At 75.5% G+C, this 22,363-nt stretch carries 20 protein-coding genes and 1 pseudogene; 2 read left to right on the forward strand and 19 right to left on the reverse strand.

What is annotated here, in order from left to right:
• The coding region (locus tag VEW93_13290) for a proline--tRNA ligase (protein HYI62767.1) at positions 1-617 on the reverse strand (617 nt) is incomplete at its 3' end.
• Positions 618-744: 127 nt separating this feature from the next.
• Between VEW93_13290 and VEW93_13295 the strand changes: the two genes are divergently transcribed.
• Positions 745-1,389, forward strand: a complete 645-nt coding sequence (locus VEW93_13295) for an alpha-ketoglutarate-dependent dioxygenase AlkB (protein ID HYI62768.1) — start codon at positions 745-747, stop codon at positions 1,387-1,389.
• A gap of 39 nt (positions 1,390-1,428) precedes the next feature.
• The gene (locus VEW93_13300) at positions 1,429-1,851 is read left to right on the forward strand and encodes a PGPGW domain-containing protein (protein ID HYI62769.1); all 423 of its coding nucleotides are present in this window, start codon (positions 1,429-1,431) and stop codon (positions 1,849-1,851) included.
• Between the two features lie 25 nt (positions 1,852-1,876).
• Here VEW93_13300 and VEW93_13305 read toward each other — a convergent pair whose 3' ends face one another.
• The 18 genes and pseudogenes from VEW93_13305 to VEW93_13390 form a co-directional block, all read right to left on the reverse strand.
• Entirely contained in the window at positions 1,877-3,274 is a 1,398-nt protein-coding gene (locus VEW93_13305; GenBank protein ID HYI62770.1) for an FAD-binding oxidoreductase, read from the reverse strand.
• On the reverse strand, positions 3,271-4,176 hold the full coding sequence (locus VEW93_13310; protein ID HYI62771.1) for a decaprenyl-phosphate phosphoribosyltransferase: 906 nt from the start codon (positions 4,174-4,176) through the stop codon (positions 3,271-3,273). Before VEW93_13310 ends, VEW93_13305 begins: the two co-directional genes overlap by 4 nt.
• A gap of 11 nt (positions 4,177-4,187) precedes the next feature.
• The gene (locus tag VEW93_13315; GenBank protein ID HYI62772.1) at positions 4,188-4,946 is read right to left on the reverse strand and encodes a decaprenylphospho-beta-D-erythro-pentofuranosid-2-ulose 2-reductase; all 759 of its coding nucleotides are present in this window, start codon (positions 4,944-4,946) and stop codon (positions 4,188-4,190) included.
• A 110-nt stretch (positions 4,947-5,056) separates the two neighbouring features.
• Positions 5,057-6,298 (reverse strand): flavodoxin-dependent (E)-4-hydroxy-3-methylbut-2-enyl-diphosphate synthase, encoded by a 1,242-nt coding sequence (gene ispG, locus VEW93_13320; GenBank protein HYI62773.1) that lies wholly within the window; start codon positions 6,296-6,298, stop codon positions 5,057-5,059.
• Complete coding sequence (locus VEW93_13325) at positions 6,298-7,674, reverse strand: M50 family metallopeptidase (GenBank protein HYI62774.1); 1,377 nt, start codon at positions 7,672-7,674, stop codon at positions 6,298-6,300. The genes ispG and VEW93_13325 overlap by 1 nt, the downstream gene beginning before the upstream one ends.
• Positions 7,675-7,694: 20 nt before the next feature.
• Positions 7,695-8,870, reverse strand: coding sequence for a 1-deoxy-D-xylulose-5-phosphate reductoisomerase (gene dxr / locus VEW93_13330; protein HYI62775.1), 1,176 nt, complete (start codon positions 8,868-8,870; stop codon positions 7,695-7,697).
• Between the two features lie 14 nt (positions 8,871-8,884).
• The gene (locus VEW93_13335; protein ID HYI62776.1) at positions 8,885-11,179 is read right to left on the reverse strand and encodes a phosphatidate cytidylyltransferase; all 2,295 of its coding nucleotides are present in this window, start codon (positions 11,177-11,179) and stop codon (positions 8,885-8,887) included.
• 56 nt (positions 11,180-11,235) lie between these two features.
• A complete protein-coding gene (gene frr / locus VEW93_13340; protein HYI62777.1) occupies positions 11,236-11,808 on the reverse strand; it encodes a ribosome recycling factor in 573 nt (190 codons plus the stop codon).
• Positions 11,805-12,500: a UMP kinase gene (pyrH, locus tag VEW93_13345; GenBank protein HYI62778.1), complete on the reverse strand. Its 696-nt coding sequence runs from the start codon at positions 12,498-12,500 to the stop codon at positions 11,805-11,807. Before pyrH ends, frr begins: the two co-directional genes overlap by 4 nt.
• A gap of 44 nt (positions 12,501-12,544) precedes the next feature.
• Entirely contained in the window at positions 12,545-13,339 is a 795-nt protein-coding gene (gene tsf, locus VEW93_13350; GenBank protein HYI62779.1) for a translation elongation factor Ts, read from the reverse strand.
• A 2-nt stretch (positions 13,340-13,341) separates the two neighbouring features.
• A complete protein-coding gene (gene rpsB / locus VEW93_13355; protein ID HYI62780.1) occupies positions 13,342-14,463 on the reverse strand; it encodes a 30S ribosomal protein S2 in 1,122 nt (373 codons plus the stop codon).
• Positions 14,464-14,491: 28 nt separating this feature from the next.
• On the reverse strand, positions 14,492-15,157 hold the full coding sequence (locus VEW93_13360; GenBank protein HYI62781.1) for a M23 family metallopeptidase: 666 nt from the start codon (positions 15,155-15,157) through the stop codon (positions 14,492-14,494).
• 35 nt (positions 15,158-15,192) lie between these two features.
• Positions 15,193-16,011 (reverse strand): annotated as a pseudogene (locus VEW93_13365) (tyrosine recombinase XerC).
• A gap of 276 nt (positions 16,012-16,287) precedes the next feature.
• Complete coding sequence (locus VEW93_13370) at positions 16,288-17,460, reverse strand: DNA-processing protein DprA (protein ID HYI62782.1); 1,173 nt, start codon at positions 17,458-17,460, stop codon at positions 16,288-16,290.
• Positions 17,457-18,977, reverse strand: coding sequence for a YifB family Mg chelatase-like AAA ATPase (locus VEW93_13375; protein HYI62783.1), 1,521 nt, complete (start codon positions 18,975-18,977; stop codon positions 17,457-17,459). The genes VEW93_13370 and VEW93_13375 overlap by 4 nt, the downstream gene beginning before the upstream one ends.
• Positions 18,978-19,102: 125 nt before the next feature.
• A complete protein-coding gene (locus VEW93_13380) occupies positions 19,103-19,891 on the reverse strand; it encodes an enoyl-CoA hydratase (GenBank protein ID HYI62784.1) in 789 nt (262 codons plus the stop codon).
• A 148-nt stretch (positions 19,892-20,039) separates the two neighbouring features.
• Positions 20,040-21,059, reverse strand: coding sequence for a glutathione S-transferase C-terminal domain-containing protein (locus VEW93_13385; protein HYI62785.1), 1,020 nt, complete (start codon positions 21,057-21,059; stop codon positions 20,040-20,042).
• A gap of 37 nt (positions 21,060-21,096) precedes the next feature.
• Complete coding sequence (locus tag VEW93_13390) at positions 21,097-22,296, reverse strand: FAD-dependent oxidoreductase (protein ID HYI62786.1); 1,200 nt, start codon at positions 22,294-22,296, stop codon at positions 21,097-21,099.
• Positions 22,297-22,363: the final 67 nt, after the last annotated feature.

A 22,363-nucleotide genomic window follows, 5' to 3' on the forward strand; every position in this document is an offset into this window, starting at 1 on the left:
AACCGCTCTGCCGCGGTCTTGCGGCCGGGCAGCACGGGGATGGCCAGGACATTGACCATGAAGTCGGCGTACACGTCGTGCAGGATCCGCTCGGCGTAGCCGTTCGAGTCCGCCGCCGTGGCGTGGGCGGTGTGGCCCTCCTGCCAGAGGAACTCCGTGGTGCGCAGGAACAGACGGGGCCGGAGCTCGTAGCGGGTGACGTTGTTCCAGAGGTTGAGGAGCAGCGGCAGATCGCGGTAGCTCTGGATCCACTTGCCCATGTACTCGCCGATCACGGTCTCGCTGGTGGGCCGCACGACGAGGGGCTCCTCGAGCTCCTTGCCCCCAGCGTGGGTGACGACGGCCAGCTCGGGGCTGAAGCCCTCCACGTGCTCCGCCTCCCGGGTGAGGTAGCTCTCCGGGATGAACAGCGGGAAGTAGCAGTTGTCGGCGCCGGCCGCCTTGATGCGGACGTCCTCCTCGGCCTGCATGCGCTCCCACAGCCCGTACCCGTAAGGCCGGATGACCATCGTGCCCCGGGCCGGGCCGTTGTCGGCCAGCTCGGCCTTCGCGACCACGTCCTGGTACCAGCGGGGGAAGTCGTCGGCCTGGGGGGTGAGGACGGGGGCCTTTGCCATGGCCGCCGATGGTAGGGCCCGGTCCCGCCCGCCCCTGCCCGGGTGGCGCCGCCGGGACCCCCGGGGGCCGTCGGACAGAGCCGATCAGGGGTACACGTGTTCGCTGGGGCGCAGTAGGCTGGGCCCCGTGGACGCCCCCGGCCTGCCGTTCCAACCGTCGCTCCTGGCCGACGGGCCGCTGGGCCCGGAGGTCGACTTCTCCTCGGCCCGGCGGGTCGAGCTGGGCCGGGGGGCGTGGGTCGACCTGGTGCCGGGGTGGCTGTCGGGGGCCGACACGCTGTTCACCTCGCTGCTGCGCTCGGTGTCCTGGCAGCAGCGCCAGGTCCCCATGTACGGGCGCATGGTCACCGAGCCCCGCCTCCACGCCTGGTGGGGTGACGAGGACGGCCCCCCGGCCGAGCGCCTGGCCCGGGCCCCCGAGGCCCTGCGCGGCCTGGTCGCCCCCCTCGACACGCGCTACCACCGGGGCTTCGACGCCATCGGCCTCAACCTGTACCGGACCGGGCGCGACTCGGTGGCCTGGCACGGCGACCGCTACGAGCGCACCCGGGCCGTCACCACCGTGGCCGTGCTGTCCCTGGGCTCGCCCCGCCGCTTCCTGCTCCGCCCGGCCGGAGGGGGGCGCAGCCGCAGCGTCGAGATGTTCTCCGGCGACCTGCTGGTCATGGGGGGCACCTGCCAGCGGACCTGGCAGCACTGCGTCCCCAAGGTGGCCCGGGCCGGGCCCCGCATGAGCGCCACCTTCCGGCGCCGGGTGCGCCCGTCCGGGTGATGCCCGGCAGCGGCGGTGCCGGTCGGCCACACTCGGGCGGTGGCCGCCCCCGACCCCACCCTCCCCTCCGCCGACGACCGCGCCCTCCGCGACGCCCGCCGAGCCCGCTACCGGGAGGCGGCCTACGACGCCGAGCGCCAGACCGGCGACCGGGAGCGGACCGACGACCAGACCCGCCGCAACGTCGTGGCCCGGGTGGCCATCATCGTGGCCGGCTCCATCGTCACCCTCGGCGGCCTGGGCATGCTGGTCCTGCCGGGGCCCGGCATCGTGGTGGTCGTCGCCGGCCTGGGCATCCTGGCCACCGAGGTGAGCTGGGCCGAGCGGCTGCTGGCCTACGCCAAGCGGAAGGCCCGCCTCGACCAGGTCACGGCCCAGCGGCCCTGGATCAAGCCGGTGTCGATCGCCGTCACCGCCCTGGCCGTGGCCGTGTCGGTCCTCTACGCCGTCCGCTGGCGCTGAGCCCGCCCCGGCTGGCGGCGACCCCTCAGCAGAGGCCGAGGCGGCGACCCAGGTCGCTCTGGAGGGCGCCGGCCGGGTCGACCCGGCGGCGCACCGCCCGCCACTCCTCCAGCCGGGGGTACATGACCGGCAGCAGCTCGGGCCGCATGCGGGAGTCCTTGGCCAGGTAGAGGCGGCCCCCGTCGGCCGCCACCCGCTGGTCGAGCCGCTCCAGGAAGGCGCCGAGGCCCTCGATGCCGGCCGGGATGTCGACGGCCAGGGTCCACCCGGCGATGGGGAAGGACAGGGGGCCCGGGGTCCCGGGACCGAACCGCTTGAGCACGCCGATCACCGACGGCACCCGGCTGGCGTGGAACTGCTCGGCCACCCAGCGCAGCGTGCCCTCGGCCGCGAAGGGCAGGGCCACCTGCCACTGCACCACGCCCCGGGGCCCGAAGACCCGGTTCCAGTCCTCGGCGCCGTCGAGGGGGTGGAAGAAGCGGCTGACGGTCTGCACCTCGCCCACCCGGCGGCGGGGGGCCCGGCGGAACCACGCCTCGTTCAGGGCCTGGATGCGCCACCGGTTCATGATCCCCGGCGGCAGGGCCGGGGGGACGGCCACCAGGGCCTGGGGGTCGAAGGCCAGGGGGTCCCGCCGCAGCCGGGACGGCAGCTCGTCGACCCGGGCGAAGCGGCCCCGGGTGACGACCGAGCGGCCCACCCGGCCCCGGGCCGGGAGCAGGTCGACCCAGGCCACGGTGTACTCGTAGTCGTCGTCGCCGTCGGCCAGGAGGGCCATGCAGGCGTCCAGGTCGTCGACGCGGTCGGTGTCGACCAGGGCCCGGCTGGTGCCGATGGGCGTGAGCTGCACGGTGGCGTCGAGGATGACGCCGGTCAGCCCCATGCCCCCAGCGGTGGCCCAGAACAGGTCGGGGTCGGCGTCGGGGGTGACCGTGACCGTGCCCTGCGCCGGGGTGGCCAGGGTGATCTCGGTGACGTGCCGGCACCACGACCCGGCCCGGTGGTGGTTCTTGCCGTGGATGTCCGAGGCGATGGCCCCGCCCACGGTGACGTGGCGCGTGCCCGGCGTGACGGGCACGAACCAGCCCCGGGGCACGAAGGCCCGCATCAGGGTGTCGAGGCTGGCCCCGGCGGACACCCGGAGGAGGCCGCTGCGCTCGTCGAAGGCCAGCACGTCGCCCAGGTAGGTGGCGTCCAGCACCACGCCGCCGGCGTTCTGGGCGGCGTCGCCGTAGCTGCGGCCCAGGCCCCGGGCCACCACGCCCCGGGCCGGGGGGTGGGCGACCGCGGTGGTCGCCTCCTCCCGGGTCACGGGGCGGGCCACGGCGGCGGCGGTGGGGGCGGTGCGGCCCCAGCCGGTCAGCTCCCGGCGCCCGGTGCCGGCCGGGACCGGCGCGGCCTCCCCCTGGTCCAGGCCGGTCACGCGGCCAGCACCCCGACCCCGAAGAGCAGGGCCCACACGCCCCCGGCCACCAGCAGCATGCGGTCGCGCAGCACCAGCTCCTCGGGGGCGCCCCCCTCCCCGGCGTCGAGGAGCTGGGCGTAGCGCAGGATGGCGGCGGTGAAGGGCACGATCGACATCTGGTACCACGGCACGGTCATGTCGGTCAGCTCGGCCCGCTCGAAGGCCCACAGGCAGTAGGCCACCAGGACCACGCCCGAGCTGACCGACCGCAGGTGGGCCAGGAAGCCGGGGGTGTAGCCGTCCAGCACCTTGCGGTGGGAGCCGGCGTCGTCGCCCAGGCTCACCACCTCGGCGTTGCGCTTGCCCACCGCCATCAGGAGCGACCCGAACGAGGTGACGATGAAGAACCAGTCGGAGATGGGCACATCGGCGGCCACCGCGCCGGCCACCGCCCGCAGGACGAAGCCCGAGGCCAGGGCCACGACGTCCACCACCACCAGGTGCTTGAACACCTTGGAGTACGACGTGGTCAGGGCCACATAGGCCACCACCACCAGGGCCAGGGGCCACCGGACGGCCAGCCCCACCCCCACGCCGGCCACGGCCAAGATCCCGGCGGCGGCCAGGGCCACCGGCGCCGGCAGCTGGCCGGCGGCGATGGGGCGGTGACGCTTGGTGGCGTGGCGCCGGTCGGCCTCCACGTCGCCGACGTCGTTGAGCAGGTAGGTGGCGCTGGCGGCCAGGCAGAAGGCCACGAAGGCGGCCGCGGTGGCCAGGGCGTCGTCGGCCGAGCCCAGCACCCCGGCCGCTCCGGGGGCCGCCACCACCAGCAGGTTCTTGACCCACTGCTTGGGCCGGCAGGCCACCAGGAGGGCGACCGGGAGGCTGCGGTGGCGGACCGGGACGGCGGGGCCCGCCACCCCGCCTCGGGTCACCGCGCCGCCAGCCGTCGCCACACCGGGCGGGGCAGCAGGCGCAGCACCCCGAAGACGGCCCGCAGGACGGCGGGCGACCACACCGTCTCCCGCCCCTTGCGCAGGCCGGCCACGATGTCGGCGGCCACCGCCTCGGGGGTGGTGGAGAAGGGGGCGGGGTCCATGCCCTCGGTCATGCGGGTGGTCACGAAGCCGGGCCGCACCACCATCACCCGGGCCCCCGAGCCGTGCAGGGAGTCGCCCAGCCCCTGGGCGAAGGCGTCCACGCCGGCCTTGGTCGAGCCGTAGACGTAGTTGTCGCTCCGGCCCCGCACCCCGGCCACCGAGGACAGCGCCACCAGGGTGCCGTGGCCCTGGGCCCGCAGGCGGTCGGCCACCACCAGCCCGGCCGACACCGCCCCGGTGTAGTTCACGCCCGCGGCCTGGACGGCGGCGCCGGGGTCCCGGTCGAAGGTGTCCTGGTCGCCCAGGACCCCGAAGGCCAGCAGCACGACGTCGACGTCGCCGCCGTCGAACACGGCCCCGATGGCCTTCTCGTGGGTGTCGGGGGCGGCGGCGTCGAAGGTCACCACCTCGACCTCGGCCCCGGTGGCGGCGATGTCCTCGGCCGCCTCGTCCAGGCGGGGCGAGGGGCGCCCGGCCAGCACCACCCGCCGGCACCGGTCGCCGACCAGGAGGTGGACCGTGGCCCGGGCGATGTCGGACGCCCCGCCCAGGACCAGGACGGACTGGACCCCCCCGGTGCTGTCACGCATGGGGGCCGGAGGTGGGACGGGGGTGCACGGGCCCGACGATAGTTGTCCGCCCCCCGGCGCCACGAGAGTCACAGCACCCGACGGCGATCTCGCCGCCCCGGATCCCGCCGTCAGCCGTCGATGTGCTTCTTGATGAGCTCGACCCGCTGCTCGCTGGCGTTGACGTCGTCGCCCTGCTCCCGCAGCAGGCGGGCCCGGTCCCGCTCGGCCTCGCGGGTCGCCACCGTGGTGTCGGCCCGCTCCAGGGCGGCCTCCACCCCGTGCTCGGTGATGAACTCGGCCCAGTCGACCAGGGCCTCCACCATGTCGGCCTCGGGCACCACGGCCACGTTGCGGCCCTTGACGAACAGGTGGCCCCGCTTGTTGCCGGCGGCGATGCCGATGTCGGCGTCCCGGGCCTCCCCGGGGCCGTTGACCACGCAGCCCATGACCGCCACCTGCAGGGGGATCTCCTTGTCGGCGAAGGCGTCCTGGGCCCGCCGGGCCACGTCGATGACGTCGATCTCGGCCCGCCCGCAGCTGGGGCAGGCGATGAGGTCCACGTTGGTGCGCTCCCGCAGGCCCAGGATCTCCAGCAGCAGGCGCCCGGCCCGGGCCTCCTCGACGGGGTCGGCGGTGAGCGAGTAGCGGATGGTGTCGCCGATGCCCTCGGCCAGCAGGGCCCCGATGCCGGCGGTGGACTTCACCAGCCCCCCGGGCAGCGGGCCGGCCTCGGTGACGCCCAGGTGCAGGGGGGCGTCGGTCTCCTCCGAGAGCAGGCGGTAGGCGTCGATCATGAGCGGCACGCTGGAGGCCTTGACCGAGATCTTGACGTCGTGGAAGTCGACGTCCTCGAAGTGCGCCATCTCGATCTTGGCCGACTCGACCATGGCCTCGGGGGTGACGGTGCCGCCGTGCTTCTCGTACAGCGCCGGGTCGAGCGAGCCGCCGTTCACCCCGATGCGGATGGGCACCCCCCGGTCGCGGGCCTCCGACGCCACCGCCTTGATGTGCTCGGGCCGGCGGATGTTGCCGGGGTTGAGGCGGAGGCAGGCCACCCCCGCCTCCAGGGCGGCCAGGCCCATGCGGTGGTTGTGGTGGATGTCGGCCACCAGCGGGACCGGCGAGCGGGGCACGATGCGGGCCAGGCCGGCGGCGGCCTCGGCGTCGTTGCAGGTGCAGCGCACGATGTCGGCCCCGGCCGCGGCCAGGGCGTAGATCTGCTGGAGGGTGCCGTCGACGTCGGCCGTCTTGGTGGTGGTCATCGACTGGACCGACACCGGGGCGCCGGCGCCCACGGTCACCGGGCTACTGGGGTGGGCCAGGGTGACGGACCGGGTGGGGCGGCGGTCCGCGGTGCTGCGGACCTCCATCAGTTCACCGTCAAGGGGCTGGCGATGTCGAGGTACAGGGTGGAGGCGAACAGCAGGGCCAGGGCCCCCACCACCGCGTAGGTCATGGGTAGCAACCGGCCCACGTCGGCGAAGTAGCGCTGGGACAGGTGCCGGCGCCGCTCCTGGAACCGCTCGTAGACGGCGATGGCCACGTGGCCCCCGTCGAAGGGCAGCATGGGCAGCAGGTTGAACAGCCCGATGAACACGTTCATGAGGGCGAAGAGCAGGAGGACCCCGGCCACGCCACCGGTGTCGCCCAGGCCCACCCCGAGGCGGAACACGCCCAGCAGGGACAGCAGGCGGTTCTCCTCGGAGCTCTCGGGCTCGTCGGCCGACGACGCCGCCGACGGCCGCACTGGCCGGTCGGGCTCGTCGACCGCCGCCGGCTCGTCCCGGGCGTTGGCCACCTGGCTGCCGAAGTCGGACAGGCGGGACGGGGAGAACACCCGGGCCAGGCCGACCGTCGACTCCCTGGTGATGTTGCCGAACTCCCGGAACGTGGCCGGCACCGCGGCCAGCACGCCCAGGCGCTCCTCGGGCACGGTCTGGCCCACGCCCAGGAAGCCCACCGCGGGGTCGGCCTCGTGGGGGGCCAGGGTGGCCGTGGTCTCGAAGGTGCGGCCGTCGCGCTCGACGGTGAGGGCCACCTCGTCGCCGGGCCGGTCGTACACCACCTCCCGGAGCGACTCGAAGGTGGGGGTGGGCCGGCCGTCGAGGGCCACCACGTCGTCGCCGTCGCGCAGGCCGGCGGCGAAGGCCGGGGTGCCCTGCTCCACGCCCTCCACCCGCCACTGGTCCTCGTCGGGGGTCAGGGTGCCGGCGGGCAGGCCCACGCCGGCCAGGAGGATGAAGATCAGGCCCAGGGCCAGCAGGAAGTGCACCGTGGAGCCGGCCACGGCCACGCCGATGCGGGCCCAGAACGGCTTCTGGCGGTAGGTCAGGGCCTCATCGGCGGGGTCGACCTCCTCGATGTTGTGCATGCCCACGATCTTCACGTAGGCCCCGGCCGGGACCAGCTTGAGCCCGTACTCGGTCTCGCCCCGCTGGATCGACCACACCCGGGGGCCGAAGCCCAGGAAGAACTCGGTGACCTTCATGCCGGCCCGCTTGGCCATCACGAAGTGGCCCAGCTCGTGGAGGGTGATCATCACCACGATGCCCAGCACCATGACCAGGCCCCAGGCCCCGGTGGTGGCGGTCAGCAGGACCAGGAGGCCGAGCACCACGCCGAGCCGGGCCCACTGGCCGGCGGTCATGGACGGGGCGGGGCCCGGGTCGTCCGGGGCCGAGCCCTCCGAGGCCGGGCCCTCCGGGGGGGCCTCGACGGGGGTGGGGGGATGCTGGTCGATGGACACCGTGGCTCCTGGCTGTCGCCCTAGGCCCGCTCCGAGACCAGCCGGCGGGCCACCTCGCGGGCCCGCCGATCGACCTCGATCACGTCCTCGGCGCTGTCGGGACGCCCCCCATCATGCCGGGAAAGCGCGTCATCGAGGACCTCGGGGATGTCGACCCACCGGATGGCGCCGTCCAGGAAGGCCTGGACCGCCACCTCGTTGGCGGCGTTGAGCCAGGCCGGCGCCCCCCCGCCGGCCCGGCCGGCGGCGTAGGCCAGGCCCAGGCACGGGAACGCCTCGGTGTCGGGCTCCTCGAAGTCCAGGCGCCGCAGCTCGGTCCAGTCGATGCGGCCGAAGGGGGCGGCCAGCCGGTCGGGGAAGGCCAGGGCGTAGCCGATGGGCAGGCGCATGTCGGGCAGGGAGAGCTGGGCCACGGTGGCCCCGTCGGTGAACTCCACCATGGAGTGCACGATCGACTGGGGGTGGACCACCACCTCGATGTGGTCGTAGGCCACGTCGAAGAGCTCGTGGGCCTCGATGACCTCCAGGCCCTTGTTCATCAGGGTGGACGAGTCGACGGTGATCTTGGGGCCCATCGACCACGTGGGGTGGGCCAAGGCATCGTCCACGGTGACGTCGGCCAGCTCGGCCCGGGTCCGACCCCGGAACGGGCCCCCGCTGGCCGTCAGCACCACCCGGGCCACCCGGTCGGGGCCGTCGGCCTCGCCGCTGCGCAGGCACATGTGCACCGCGCAGTGCTCGCTGTCGACGGGCACCAGCTCGGCCCCGGGGGTGTGGCGGACCTGGCGCACCACCGGGCCGCCGGCGATGAGCGACTCCTTGTTGGCCAGGGCCAGGCGCCGGCCAGCCGCCAGGGTGGACAGGGTGACGTGCAGCCCGGCGAACCCGACCACGCCGTTGACGCACACGTCGGCCTCGGCCCCCAGGCTGGCCAGCCCGTCGGTGCCGGCCCTGACGTCCACCCCGGGCAGGGCGGCCGCCACCTCCGGGGCCCGGGCCTCCTCGGCCACCGCCACCACCCGGGCCCCGGTGCGCCGGGCCTGGTCGACCAGCAGGTCGAGGCGGCCGCCCCCGGCCCCCAGGGCCACCACCCGGTAGCGGTCGGGTTCGGCCGCCACCACGTCGAGGGTCTGGGTGCCGATCGACCCGGTCGAGCCGGCGACGGCCACCGTCACGGTCCCGCCGTCGGCGGCCATGGGGACGGGCCCGCTCAGCCGAGGGCGCCGATGCCGAACAGCACGGCGCCGAAGTACACGGCGGGCAGCACGAACAGCAGGCCGTCGAAGCGATCGAGGGCGCCCCCGTGCTCGGGCAGGAGCGAGCCCATGTCCTTCACGCCCAGGTCGCGCTTGACCAGGGACTGGCACAGGTCGCCGAGCGGGGCGGCCAGGGCGGCCAGGAGGCCCACGGACAGGGCGTCTACCGGGTCGTCGAAGGGGGCCAGGCCGAACAGCCCGACCAGGAGCATGGCGAACAGCGACAGCAGCACGCCGCCCACCAGGCCCTCGACGGTCTTGTTGGGGCTGGCGTCCGACAGCGGCTTGGAGCCCATGGTGCGGCCGATGGCCAGTCCGCCCACGTCGTAGCCCACGGCGGCGATGACGGCCGCGATCAGCATGCCGGTGCCGTCCGGCTGGGCCAGGAGCAGGGCCGCGAACGACCCCAGGCCGCCGATCCAGGCCACGCCGGCCAGGGTGACCCCCACGCTCTCCACCACTCGGGCGTCGCCGTCGGCGCCGACCAGGTGCCAGCCCAGGGCCGCGACCACGGTCACGAAGGCCAGCAGCGGGTAGGCGTCGACGCCCTTCCAGTAGACGGCCAGCGGGTAGGCCGCGGTGGCCACGATGCCCAGCAGCACCGCGGGCCGGTAGCCGGCCCGCAGCACCGCCTTCTGGTACTCGACCACGCAGAGGACGAGGATCACGGTGACCAGCAGCGTGGCCACCGCCCCGCCCAGGCTGAGCAGCACCAGGGCCACCAGGGCGGCGCCGAGGCCCACGGCCACGGCCACGGCGATGTTGCGCCCGGAGCCACCGGGCCCACCGGCGCCCACCGGCTCCGGGGCGGGCCGGGCCGGCGGCAGGCGATGCTCGTCGCGACCGGCCGGGACCGGGGCGGGCTCGTCCTCGGCCAGCTCGTCGAAGTCGTAGACGTCGTCGTGGTGGGGCCGCTCGTCGTCGAGGGCGCCGACCCGGACGTCATCCCCCTCGGTCAGGTCGTCGAAGCCCTCGGAGCCCCACCGGCCGTCGTGGCCCCGCCACACCGGGCTCGACCCGGTGGCCGGTCCGGCATCGGGCCCCTCCCCGGCCAGGACCCGGGGCAGCTCGCCGGTGCCGGGCTCGGTCCAGTGGGGCAGCTCGACCTGGCCCGACGGCTCGTCGGCGAAGTCGAACACGGTGCCCGGCTCCTCGGCCCAGCCGCCGTCAGGGGCGAACAGGGGGGACCTGGTGTCGTCGTCGTCGCCGTCGGGGCGGTCGTCGGCTCCGGCACCGGCCGGCTCGTCGCCGGCCGCGACCACGTCGGTCCCCTCGGCCTCGCCGGGATCGACGGGATCGACGGGGTCCGCCGGGTCGAGGTCCACGGGGGCGGCGTCGTCGTCGAGGCCCGCAGGATCGGGGTCGACGGGGTCGACGGGGTCGACGGGGTCAGCACCCTCGTCGTCGGGGGCGGCCCAGGCCGTCACCAACGGGTCGGGCTCGCCCTCGGCCGGGGCGTCGTCGCTCGCGGCCCAGGGGGCGGGGGCGAGGGGGGCGGCCGGCTCGGGCTCGCTCCCCCGCCGGCCGAAGAACCGCCGGCTCTTCCGGGGCTCGGCGGGGGGCTCGTCGTCGGGCCCGAAGGCGGTCGCCCCCTCGTCGGCGTCGTCGCCGCCGGCAGCCGGGGGACCGGCGGCCGGGGGGGCCGGGGCCGGGCCCTCGTCGCCGGTCGTCGCCGCCGGGGCCTCGTCGGCCCAGCGCACGGCACCGGTGGGCTCGTCCCAGCTGCCGTCCCAGGGATCGTCCTCGCCCACGAAGTCGTCGGCCCAGGCCAGCGCCCCCTCGGGCTCGGAGCCGGGCTCGGCCGGGCCGGCCGCCGCCTCGACGGCCGGCGTGGCCCCCGTCTCGCCCCGGGTCCAGGCGGCCACGTCCTCGTGGTCGGCGTCGCCCCAGTCGCCGCTCTCGCCCCAGGTGGTCTCGGCCGGCCACGGGTCGTCAGCCGGCTGCTCCTCGACCGGGGCGTCGTCCCAGGCCGGCGTGGGCCGGGGGTCGAAGCGGACGCCCTTGGCCGGCCGCACCGAGGCGGCCTCGGCCGGATCGGCGCTGGCGTCGAGGGGGAAGCGCAGGGCCGGCTTGGGCGAGCCGGCCGGCGGCCGGGCCGGGCGGTCGCCGTAGCGGGGCAGGTCGCTGCCCCGGCGGGCGGCCACGTCACCCCGCTCGATCGCCTCGGCGGCCTCCTCCGGACCGATGATGCGAACCCCCTCGGCCGGATCCCCGGGTCGGGCATCCTCGCGCCTGCGGTCGTCGGCCATCGGTCTCCTTCTGTCGTGCCACCGGACGGGACGCTGCCGGGCGGGCCGGCCGTCCCTCAGTCCTCCAGCAGCTCGGTCTCTTTCTGGGCCAGGGCCTCGTCGATCTGCGCCTCGGTGGCGCGGGTCAGGCCGTCGATGTCCTTCTCGGCCCGGGCCAGGTCGTCCTCGGACAGCTCGCCGTCCTTGGTCATGCTCTCCAGCTCGGACCGGGCGGTGCGGCGCACGTTGCGCACCGACACCCGGTTGTCCTCGGCCATCTGCTTCACCATCCGCACCAGCTCCTTGCGCCGGTCGCCGGTGAGGGGCGGGAAGGTGAGGCGGATGACGGTGCCGTCGGTGCTCGGGTTGAGGCCCAGGTCCGAGTGGCGGATGGCCTTCTCGACCGCCGGCACGGAACCCTTGTCGTAGGGCGAGACGACCAGCATGCGGGCCTCCGGCACCGAGATGTTGGCCATCTGCTGCAGGGGCACCTCGGAGCCGTAGTAGTCCACCACCAGCTTCTCGATCAGGGCGGGGGCCGCCCGGCCGGTGCGGATGGTGGCGAACTCGTGGCGGGCGTGGGTGACGGCCTTGGCCATCTTCTCGCGGGCCTCGTCGAGGACCAGGGCGACGATCTCCTCCTCGCTCACCGGACCAGCGTACCGACTCCCTCGTCACCGTCGAGGACACGCCGCAGGTTCCCGGGGCGGGTCACGTCGAAGACGACGATGGGCAGGTCGTTGTCCATGCAGAAGGTGATGGAGGTGGGGTCCATGACGTTGAGGCCCTGGTTCAGCACGTCCATGTAGCTGACCTCCCGGAGCTTGGTGGCCCCGGGGTCGAGCTTGGGATCGGCCGTGTACACGCCGTCGACGCCGGAGTGGGTGCCCTTGAGCACCGCCTGGGCCTCGATCTCGGCCGCCCGCAGGGCGGCCGGGGTGTCGGTGGTGAAGAAGGGGCTGCCCAGCCCGCCGGCCAGGATCACCACCCGGCCCTTCTCCAGGTGCCGGATGGCCCGACGGCGGATGTAGGGCTCGGCGATCTGGGCCATGTGCACCGCGGACTGCACCCGGGTGGGTTGGCCCAGCTGCTCCAGCACGTCCTGGAGGCCGAGGGCGTTGATGACGGTGGCCAGCATGCCCATCTGGTCGGCCTGGGCCCGGTCCATGCCCGCCCCGGCGCCGGTCATGCCCCGCCAGATGTTGCCCCCCCCGACGACCACGGCCACGTCCACGCCGCGGGTCCGCACGCCGACGATCTCCTCGGCCAGCATCCGGACCACGGACCCGTCGATGCCGTAGCCCTGGTCGCCGGCGAAGGCCTCGCCGGAGAGCTTGAGCACGACACGGGACCAGCGAGGGTCGGCCACGGCGGTGGGTCCCGGGCTCAGGAGCCGACGACGACCTGGGCGAAGCGGACCACGTCGGCCCCGCCCAGCAGCGCCTTCACGGTGACCTTCTCGTCCTTGACGAAGCTCTGCTCCAACAGGACCCGGTCCTTGAACCAGCCGGTGAGGCGGCCCTCGACGATCTTGCCCAGGGCGGCCTCGGGCTTGCCCTCGGCCCGGGTGATGGACTCGAGGGTGGCCCGCTCCTCGGCCACCTCGGCCTCCGCCACCTCCTGGCGGCGCACCGCGGTGGGCTTGGTGAAGGCGATGTGGACGGCCACGTCGTGGGCCACCTCGGGGGTGCCCCCGTCCAGCTCGACGATGACGCCGTTGACGCCCCGGCCGTCCTGGCGGTGGACGTAGGAGTCGATCACGTGGCCCTCGGGGGCCTCGACCCGGACGACCTGGCCCAGCTCGATGTTCTCCTTGAGCACGATCTTGAGGTCGTCGATGGCCTCGGTCTTCTGGGCCGCCGCCTCCTCGCCGCCCGCCACCACCAGGGTGGCGATGTCCTGCACCAGGTCGGTGAACTGGTCGGACTTGGCCACGAAGTCGGTCTCGCACTTGAGCTCGACGATGGCGGCCACGTTGCCGTCCTGGGCCACGGCCACGGTGCCCTGGCTGTTGTCGCGGTCGGACCGGCCGGCCGCCTTGGCCAGGCCCTTCTCCCGCAGCCACTTGGCCGCGGCCTCGGCGTCGCCCCCGTTCTCGGTGAGCGCCTTCTTGGCGTCCATCATCCCGGCGCCGGTGGACTGGCGCAGGGCCTGGACGTCCTTGGCGGTGAACTCGGCCATGGCTACGGCTGCTCCGGCGTCGGCTGGGCCTCGGCGGGGTCGAGGCCGTTGGCCGGGGCGGCAGCGTCGCCAGAGGGGACCTCGGCCGCCTCTCCGGACGGGGCGGCGGCCTCGGCGGCCGCCTCGATGGCGCTGGTGTCGGGCGGGGTGCCCGGCGCGTCGGTGGCCTCGGGGGTGTCCGGGACCTCGGTGGCGGGGACCACCTCGGGCGTGGCCGCAGCCTCGGCCGCGGCCTCGGTGGCGCTGGTGTCGGGCGGGGTGCCGGGGCCGTCGGTGGCCTCGGGCGTCTCGGCCGGGGCGCTGGAGGCCAGGCGGGCCTCGCGCTCGGCGGCCTGGGCCGCGGCTTGGCGGCGGGCCTCGGCCTGCTCGGCGGCCACGCGCTGCTCCTCGTCGACCGAGCGCACGACCGGGGCCGGGCCACCACCACGGCGGGAGGCCATCAGGCGACCCTCCTCGACGGCGTCGGCGATGATGCGGCACATCAGGGTGCCGGAGCGGATGGCGTCGTCGTTGCCGGGGATGACGTACTGGATGACGTCGGGATCGCAGTTGGTGTCGACCACGGCCACCAGCGGGAGGCCGAGCTTGTTGGCCTCGGTGACGGCGATGTGCTCCTTCTTGGTGTCGAGCACGAAGACGGCGTCGGGCAGCTTCTCCATCTGGTGGATGCCGCCCAGGTTGCGCTCCAGCTTGGTCAGCTCGCGGCTGAGGAGGAGGGCCTCCTTCTTGGGCATGGCGTCGAACTCGCCGGAGTCCCGCATGCGGCGGTACTCCTTCATCTTGCCGACCCGCTTGGAGATGGTCTCGAAGTTGGTGAGCATGCCGCCCAGCCAGCGCTGGTTGACGTACGGCATGCCGCACTTCTCGGCGTAGCTCTGGACCGGGTCCTGGGCCTGCTTCTTGGTGCCCACGAAGAGCACGGTGCCGCCGTCCGCGGTCATGTCGCGGATGTAGGTGTAGGCGGCCTCCAGGCGCTGGAGCGTCTGCTTGAGGTCGATGATGTAGATGCCGCCGCGGTCTCCGTGGATGAACCGCTGCATCTTCGGGTTCCAGCGCCGGGTCTGGTGCCCGAAGTGGACACCGGCCTCGATGAGCTGCTTCATGGTCACGACGGGCTGGTCCACGTCGATCTCCTTTCCCAACGGTTGGACGTCACCCGGCCCTGACGCCCGAGGGCGACCGTTGGCGGACCGAGCTGTGAGGTGGTGAGCGGGCCGGGACGAAGTGACCAGGCCGACGGGCGAGTCTAGGCAGCCCGGCCCCGACGACCGCCAGTGGGGCCCGAGCCGCCGCCGCCGCCCCGGCGACCGCCAGCGGGGACCGGGCCGCCGCCACTGCCCCGGCGCCCACCCGACCGGGCCCGGCCCCGTCCAGCGGGACGAGCTGGACCCGGGGCGGTCCGGCCGACCACAGCGAGGCGGGGTCGATGTAGTGGTGGCCCCGACGGGCCCCGACGTGGAGCCGGGCCCCGGCCACGCCGACCACGGTGCCCCGGGAGACGGCCTGGCCGACGGCCACCCGGACCACGGCCAGGTACGAGTACGAGGTGCGCACCCCGTCGGGGTGGGCCGCGGTGACGTGCCGGCTCCCGGCCACCGGCCCGGCGAAGGTGACCGTGCCCCGCCCGGCGGCCCGCACCTCGGTGCCCGGCCCGGTGGCGTACTCGATGCCCCGGTTGCCCGGCAGCCACGGTCGGGGCGGGGGCCGGAACGGGTCGACCACCGGCGCCCGCACCGGCGGCGCGTAGGCCACGCGGTCGTCGCCCCCCGGGGCGGCGGGGGCGACCAGGACGACGGAGGCCACGGCCAGGCGCAGCACCCCGACCGGCCGCCACCGACCGGGGGCGGGGGCCCTCAGGCCCGGGGGTGGGTCTCGGTGTGGACCCGGCGCAGCCGCTCCCGGCTGACGTGGGTGTAGATCTGCGTGGTGGCCAGGTCCTCGTGGCCCAGCAGCTCCTGCACCACCCGCAGGTCGGCCCCGCCGTCGAGCAGGTGGGTGGCGAAGCTGTGCCGCAGGGCGTGGGGGTGGGTGGGCGCCGGGGCCCGCCGGTCCAGGATTCGGCGCACGTCGCGGGGGGTCAGGGGCCGGCCCCGCCGGTTGGTGAACAGGACGGGGGGGCCACCCACGCCGACCACCTCCGGGCGCACCTCCGCCCAGGCCCGCACCGCGGCCACCGCCGGCTCGCTCACCGGCACCACCCGCTCCTTGGCCCCCTTGCCCCACACCGCCAGCCGGCCCCGGTCCAGGTCGAGGGCCCCGACCTCGATGCCGCACAGCTCCGACACCCGGAGGCCGCTGCCGTAGAGGAGCTCGAGCACGGCGTCGTCGCGTCGGCGGAAGGCCACCTCCCGGCGGTCGGCCTCCTCCCCCGGGCGGTCGAGCAGGTGGGCCAGCTGGTCGTGGCGCAGGACCTCGGGCAGCCGGGCCTCGCCCCGGGGGGCGCTCAGCTCCGCGCTGGGATCGGCCGGCACCCGGCCGGTGCGGGCGGCCCAGCCGAAGTAGCGCCGCAGCGAGCTGGCGTGGCGGGCCATGGTGCGGGCCGAGAGCCCGCACGAGGAGAGGTAGGCCAGGTAGCGGCGCAGGACCCGGCGATCGACCGGCGCCGGCCCGTCGAGGTCGAGGCGACCGGCCCAGGTGGTGAAGCGGCGCAGGTCGGACCGGTAGGCGTCGCGGGTGGCGTCGCCCACCGCGGTGAGGGAGCGCACGAAGGCGTCGATCTCCCAGGCCACCGGGCCCACGGTACCGGCGTGCGGGGCCGCGCCCGGCGACCCCGGGGCCCCGGGCCCCGGCGGCCACCAGCCGGGCCAGGACGGCCAGGGCGGCCCGGTCGGCGGCGACCAGGGCGCCCGAGCAGGACCGGAGGGACAGGCACGACAGGACGGACAGGACGACGCCGGCCAGCACGGCCACGGGGCCGGGCCTGTGGCCGGAGCGGGGGTGCGGGACGGTCACGGCCGGCCCCTCCGCTCGATCTGGCCGGCGTCACGGTGCACCCAACCGTCGGACTCCAGGCGGTCGAGGGCCACGGCCAGCGGGCCCAGGCCCAGGCCGGTGCGCCGGGCCAGCGTGTCGAGCCCGGCCGGTGCCCAGCCCAGGGCCCGGAGAACCCGGCGCCCGTCGCCGGTGGGGGGCGGCCGGGGATCGAGCACGGGGCCGCCGGCCGTGGGCTCGGGGGCGACGCCGAGGGCGGCCAGCACGTCCTCGGGCCCGGTGGCCACCGCCGCCCCCTGGGACAGCAACCAGTTGGTGCCGGACGAGGCCGCCGAGCGCACCGGCCCGGGCACGGCCAGGACCGGCCGGTCGCGGCGGAGGGCCTCGTCCACCGTGTACATCGAGCCCCCGGTGCGGGGCGACTCGACCACCACCACGGCGTCGGCCAGGGCGGCCACCAGCCGGTTGCGGGCCGGGAACCGCCACCGGGCCGGCCCCGTGCCCAGCGGGTGCTCGCTGAGCACCACCCCGGAGGCGGCCACCGCCTCCCACAGGGACCGGCTCCGGGCCGGGTAGACCACGTCGAGCCCGGTGCCGACCACGGCCACCGGGGGCGCCGCCCCCTCTCCGGCGGCCAGCGCCCCCCGGTGGGCGGCGGCGTCGATGCCCACGGCCAGGCCGGAGACGACCCGCACGCCGGCCCGGGCGCAGGCCAGGCCCAGCTCGACGGCCAGCTCGGCCCCGGCCCGGGTGCAGCGGCGGGTGCCCACCACGGCCACCGTCGGCCCGGCCAGGGCGCCACGGTCGCCGTCGGAGAACAGCACCACGGGTGGCTCGGGGTCATCCGCCACCCGGGCCGGGTGGCCGGGCTCGCCCAGGAGGCTGACCCCTAGGTGGGCGTGGGCCCGCCACCGCTCCCCCACGTCGAGGTCGGCCGCAGCCCGGGCCCACCGGGCCGCCACCTCGCCGGCCCGGCCCCCGGAGGCGGCCGCCACCGCCGGCACCAGGTGGGCCCGACCGGAGGCCACCACGCGCCACGCCTCCTCCGGGGCCAGCGCCTCCCGCAGGGCCCGCAGCCGGGCCGGGCCCATCCCGGGCAGGCCGGCCAGGGCCACCCACCAGGCCCGGTCGGGCAGGGCCCCACCCACGGCCCGGGGACCGGCCCCGGCGCCGGCTCCGCCGGCGGTCACGCCACCGCCTCCAGGGCGCTGGAGACGTCGGCGCGCAACGTCATGGCCAGGGCCACCGGCTCGGCGCCCAGGGCCGAGTCGGGCGGCGCGCCGTCGAGGTCGGCGATGGTGCGGGCCACGCGGCGCACCCGGGCCAGGCCCCGGGCCGTGAGCCGGCCCTGCCTCAGGGCCGCCTCCAACATGCGGGTCGCCCCGCCGGCCAGGGGCGCGGCCTGGTCGAGCCGGTCGGCCGGGATCTCGGCGTTGGCCCGCACCCCCCGGCCGGCCGCCACCCGCCGGGCCGCCGCCACCCGCTCGGCCACCACCGCCGAGGGCTGGCCCCCGGCCGTGGCCAGCAGGGCCGCGGGCTCGGGCCGGTGCACCTCGACCCGCAGGTCGAAGCGGTCCAGCACCGGGCCGCTCAGGCGCCGGCGGTAGCGGGCCCGAGCCGCGTCGGAGCAGCGGCACGCCCCCGCCTCGGTGGCCTCGCCGCAGGGGCAGGGGTTGGTCGCCGCCACCAGGAGGAACCGGGCCGGCAGGGTGACCGCAGCCCGGGCCCGGGCCACCCGGACCACGCCCTCCTCCAGGGGCTGGCGCAGGGCGTCGACCACCGAGGGCCCGAACTCGCCCAGCTCGTCGAGGAACAGCACGCCCCCGGTGGCCAGGGAGAGCTCGCCGGGCCGGAGGGCGGCCGTCCCCCCGCCCACCAGCGAGACGGTGGTCGAGGAGTGGTGGGGGGCGCGGAACGGGGGCCGCACCACCACCCCCCCGCCCGGCACCGGCACCCCGGCGGCCGAGTGGATGCGGGTGACGGCCAGGGCCTCGGACGGGGCCAGGGGCGGGAGCAGCCCGGGCAGGCGGCGGGCCAGCATGGTCTTGCCCGCCCCCGGCGAGCCCACCAGCAGGAGGTGGTGCGCCCCGGCGGCGGCGATCTCCAGGGCCTGGCGGGCCGCCGGCTGGCCCCGCACGTCGGCCAGGTCGGGAGGCGGGGGCTCGGGCGGTGGCGGGGCCGGCGCGGGGGGATCGGGCCACGGCTCCTCGCCCCGCAGGGCCAGCACCAGCTCCGACAGGTGGGCCACGGCCCGCACCCGGTGCCGCCCCACCAGGCGGGCCTCGGCCGCGGAGGGTGCGGCCACGACCACGGTGGAGCCGGGGACGGCATCGACCAGGGCCACTGTGCCGGCCACCGGCCGCACCGCCCCGTCCAGGCCCAGCTCGCCGATGCAGGCCAGGTCGGCCACCGCCTCGGCGGGCACCTGGTCGGTGGCGGCCAGCACGGCCACGGCGATGGCCAGGTCGAGGCCGCTGCCGATCTTGCGCTCCGACGACGGGGCCAGGTTGACCGTCACCTTGCGGGTGGGCCACGTCAGCCCCGAGCACAGCACCGCGGCCCGGGCCCGGTCGCGGGCCTCGCGACACGACGCGTCGGGCAGGCCGACGACGGTGAAGCTGGGCAGGCCCTGGCCGACGTGGACCTCGACGGTGACGGGGCGGCCCTCGACCCCCAGGATGGTGGCGGACGGGACGGTGGCGAGCAACGGGGGCCCTCCGGTGCGGTCGGCGCGGCGGGAGGCCGCGGGCGGAGCAGGCGGAGGGCCGGGACGCCGGCCGACGAGCGAGGGCCGCACCGTACCCAGGGGCCGCGACAGCGACCCCCGGGCGATCAGCGGCCCTGGAAGTCCGGGGCCCGCTTCTCGAAGAAGGCGCCCATGGCCTCGGCCGTGTCGGCCGTGGTGAACAGGAGGGCCTGGGCCGTGCTCTCGGCGTCGAGCTGGGCCGCGAACGAGGTCTCGAAGGCCCGGTCCATCATCCGCTTGATCTGGGCCAGGGCGATGGGCGGGCCGGCGGCCAGCCTCCCGGCCCAGTCGGCCACCAGCGCGTCCAGCTCGCCGGGTGGGACCACCCGGTTGACCAGGCCCAGGCGCTCGGCCTCGGCCGCGTCCAGCACCTCACCGAAGAAGGCCATCTCCTTGGCCCGGTGCAGGCCGATGAGGCGGGGCAGCAGCCACGCCCCGCCGTAGTCGGTGGCCAGGCCCCGGCGGGCGAAGATCTGGGAGAAGCGGGCCTCGGAGGAGGCCAGGGTCAGGTCGCAGCCCAGGGCCAGGTTGAGCCCGGCCCCGGCCGCCACCCCGCCGATGCGGGCGATGGTGGGCTGGGGCAGCTCGTGGAGGGCGGTGGGCAGGCGGTGGAGGCGCCGCATGCGGGAGGCGCTGTTGGCGTCGTCCACCTCGCCCTTGTCGCCCAGGTCCCAGCCCGAGCAGAAGGCGCCCCCGGCCCCGGTGATCACCACCACCCGGGCGGTGGGGTCGTCCGGCAGCCGGCCGAACAGGTCGAGCAGCTCGGCCAGCATCCGGTCGTTGATGGCGTTCTTGCGCTCCGGGCGGTCGAGGGTGACGGTGACCACCCCACCCTCCTGCTCGACGATGATCGCTTCGGGGCGCGGGTCCGGCATGGGCGGCACGATACTGACGCCCATGGGCTTCAACCCGCACCGCCAGACCCGCAAGGACCCCGCCGACATCGCCCTGGTGGTGGCCGCCCTGCTGGTGTGCGCCGCCCTCCTGGCCTGGGCCCTCCTCGGGTGACGATCCGGGCTGAGCTCAGCCCACCCGGTGATCCTCCGGGACCTCCTCGCCGGGAGCCACGGGGCCGGGCGGGGTGCCGTCGCCGAAGGGGCGACCGCCCAGCTCCTCCCGGCCGTGGGCAGTGAGCCAGCCCGACAGGTCGGGCCCGGCCGGGACGATGCCCGTGGGGTTGATGTCGGTGTGGACGCAGTAGTAGTGCCGCTTGATGTGGTCGACGTCGATGGTGTCGCCGAAGCCCGGGGTCTGGAACAGGTCGCGGGCATAGGCCCACAGCACCGGCATCTCGGCCAGCTTCTCCCGGTTGCACTTGAAGTGGCCGTGGTAGACGGCGTCGAACCGGGCCAGGGTGGTGAACAGGCGCACGTCGGCCTCGGTGATGCTCTCGCCCATCAGGTAGCGCTGGCCGGCCAGCCGGTCCGAGAGCCAGTCCAGGCGGGCGAACAGGGTGCGGTAGGAGTCGTCGTAGGCGGCCTGCGAGCCGGCGAACCCGCACCGGTAGACGCCGTTGTTGACGTCGCCGTAGACCACGTCGTTGATCTGGTCGATCTCGCCGCGCCGCTTCACGGGGTAGAGGTCCGGCGCGCCGTCGCGATGGTGGGCCCGCCACTCGACCGACAGGTCGATGGTCATCTGGGCGAAGTCGTTGGTGACGACCTGGCCGCTGCGGATCTCCACGATCGCCGGCACGGTGATGCCCCGCTCGTACGCCGGGAAGCGGGCGAGGTAGGCCTCCTGCAGGCGCTCGTAGCCGAGCACCGGATCACGACCACCGGGATCGAGGTCGAACGTCCAGCTGCGCGCGTCATGGGTCGGACCGCACACGCCCATCGACAGCACCGGCTCCAGACCGAGCAGGCGACGGACGATGATCGCCCGGTTGGCCCAGGGGCAGGCCCGGGCGACGACGAGCCGGTAACGGCCCGGCTCGACGGGCCAGTCGCCGTGGCCGTCCGCGGTGATGCGGTCGGTGATGTACGTCGAGTCCCGCTCGAAGCCGTTGCCCTCCTGCACGTACGTCCCCGTCGGTGTGCTCATCGCGCCCGGGTACCCGCCGTACGACCGGACCGAACCGTCACACCGACTTGCTGGCTTCGCGGGCGACGACGGCCACCGGGTCCCAGACGGACGAGAACGGGGGGGCATACGCCAGGTCGAGCTCGGTGACGTCGACGACGGTCATCCCGGCGGTGATCGCCGTGGCGACCGTGTCGATGCGCTTGGCCGATCCCGGACCGCCGATGATCTGGGCGCCGAGCACGCGCCCCGTACCCCGCTCGGCCACCATCCGGATCGTCATCCCGGCCGCCGGTGGGAGGTACCCGGCGAGCGTCGTCGTCTCGACGGTGGTGGCCACGGCGTCGAAGCCGGCGCCGGTGGCGGCGTCGAGGCTGAGGCCGGTCAGCCCGATCTCCAGCGCGCACAGCTTGGTCACCGCGGTGCCGAGCACGGGTCGGGACACGACGTTGCCGCCGCCGATGTTGATGCCGGCGATCCGCCCGTGCTTGTTGGCGTACGTGCCCAACGCGATGTGCATCGGCTCGCCCGTGATCAGGTTCGTCACCGTGGCGCAGTCGCCGGCCGACCAGATGCCGGGGGCCGACGTGTGTTGGCGCTCGTCGACCAGGATGGCGTCCTCGGGCCCGAGCTCGATCCCGGCGGCGGCGGCCAGGTCGGAACGGGGCCGCACGCCGATGCCGAGGATCACCAGGTCGGCCTCGATCCGCCCGTCCGACGTGAGGACGGCGCCACGCTCGAACCCGTCGACGTCCACGCCGCAGCGGACGTCGATCCCGTGGGCGCGCATGGCGTCGGCGACGCGCGCGCCGAGGTCGGCGTCGAGGAGGCCCATGGGCTGGGCCGACCGCTCGATGATCGTGGCCGTGCAGCCCCGCTCGATGTACGCCTCGGCCATCTCCAGGCCGATGTAACCGCCGCCGACGACGACGATGCGCCGGCACCCCTCGTTGGCGAGGGACAGCAGTGACTGGGCGTCGTCCAGCGACTGCACGCCGTGGACGAACGGCAGCCCGATGCCCGGCAGGTCCGGGCGGACGGGCTCGCCGCCGGTGGCGATCAGCAGCTCGTCGTAGGCGATGCGGTCGACCGTGCCGGCGTGCTCGTCGAGGAACTCGACCTCTCGGGCGTCGACGTCGATCGACAGGGCCTCGTGGTGGATGCGGACGTCGACGCCCCGCTGGCGGTGCTCCTCGGGCGTGCGGGCGACGAGCCGGTCGACGCCACCGGAGACGAGGCCGCCGACGACGAACGGGATGCCGCACGCCGATGCCGAGGATCACCAGGTCGGCCTCGATCCGCCCGTCCGACGTGAGGACGGCGCC

It is taken from the genome of Acidimicrobiales bacterium (assembly GCA_035630295.1).
Classification (GTDB): Bacteria; Actinomycetota; Acidimicrobiia; order Acidimicrobiales; family Iamiaceae; genus Iamia.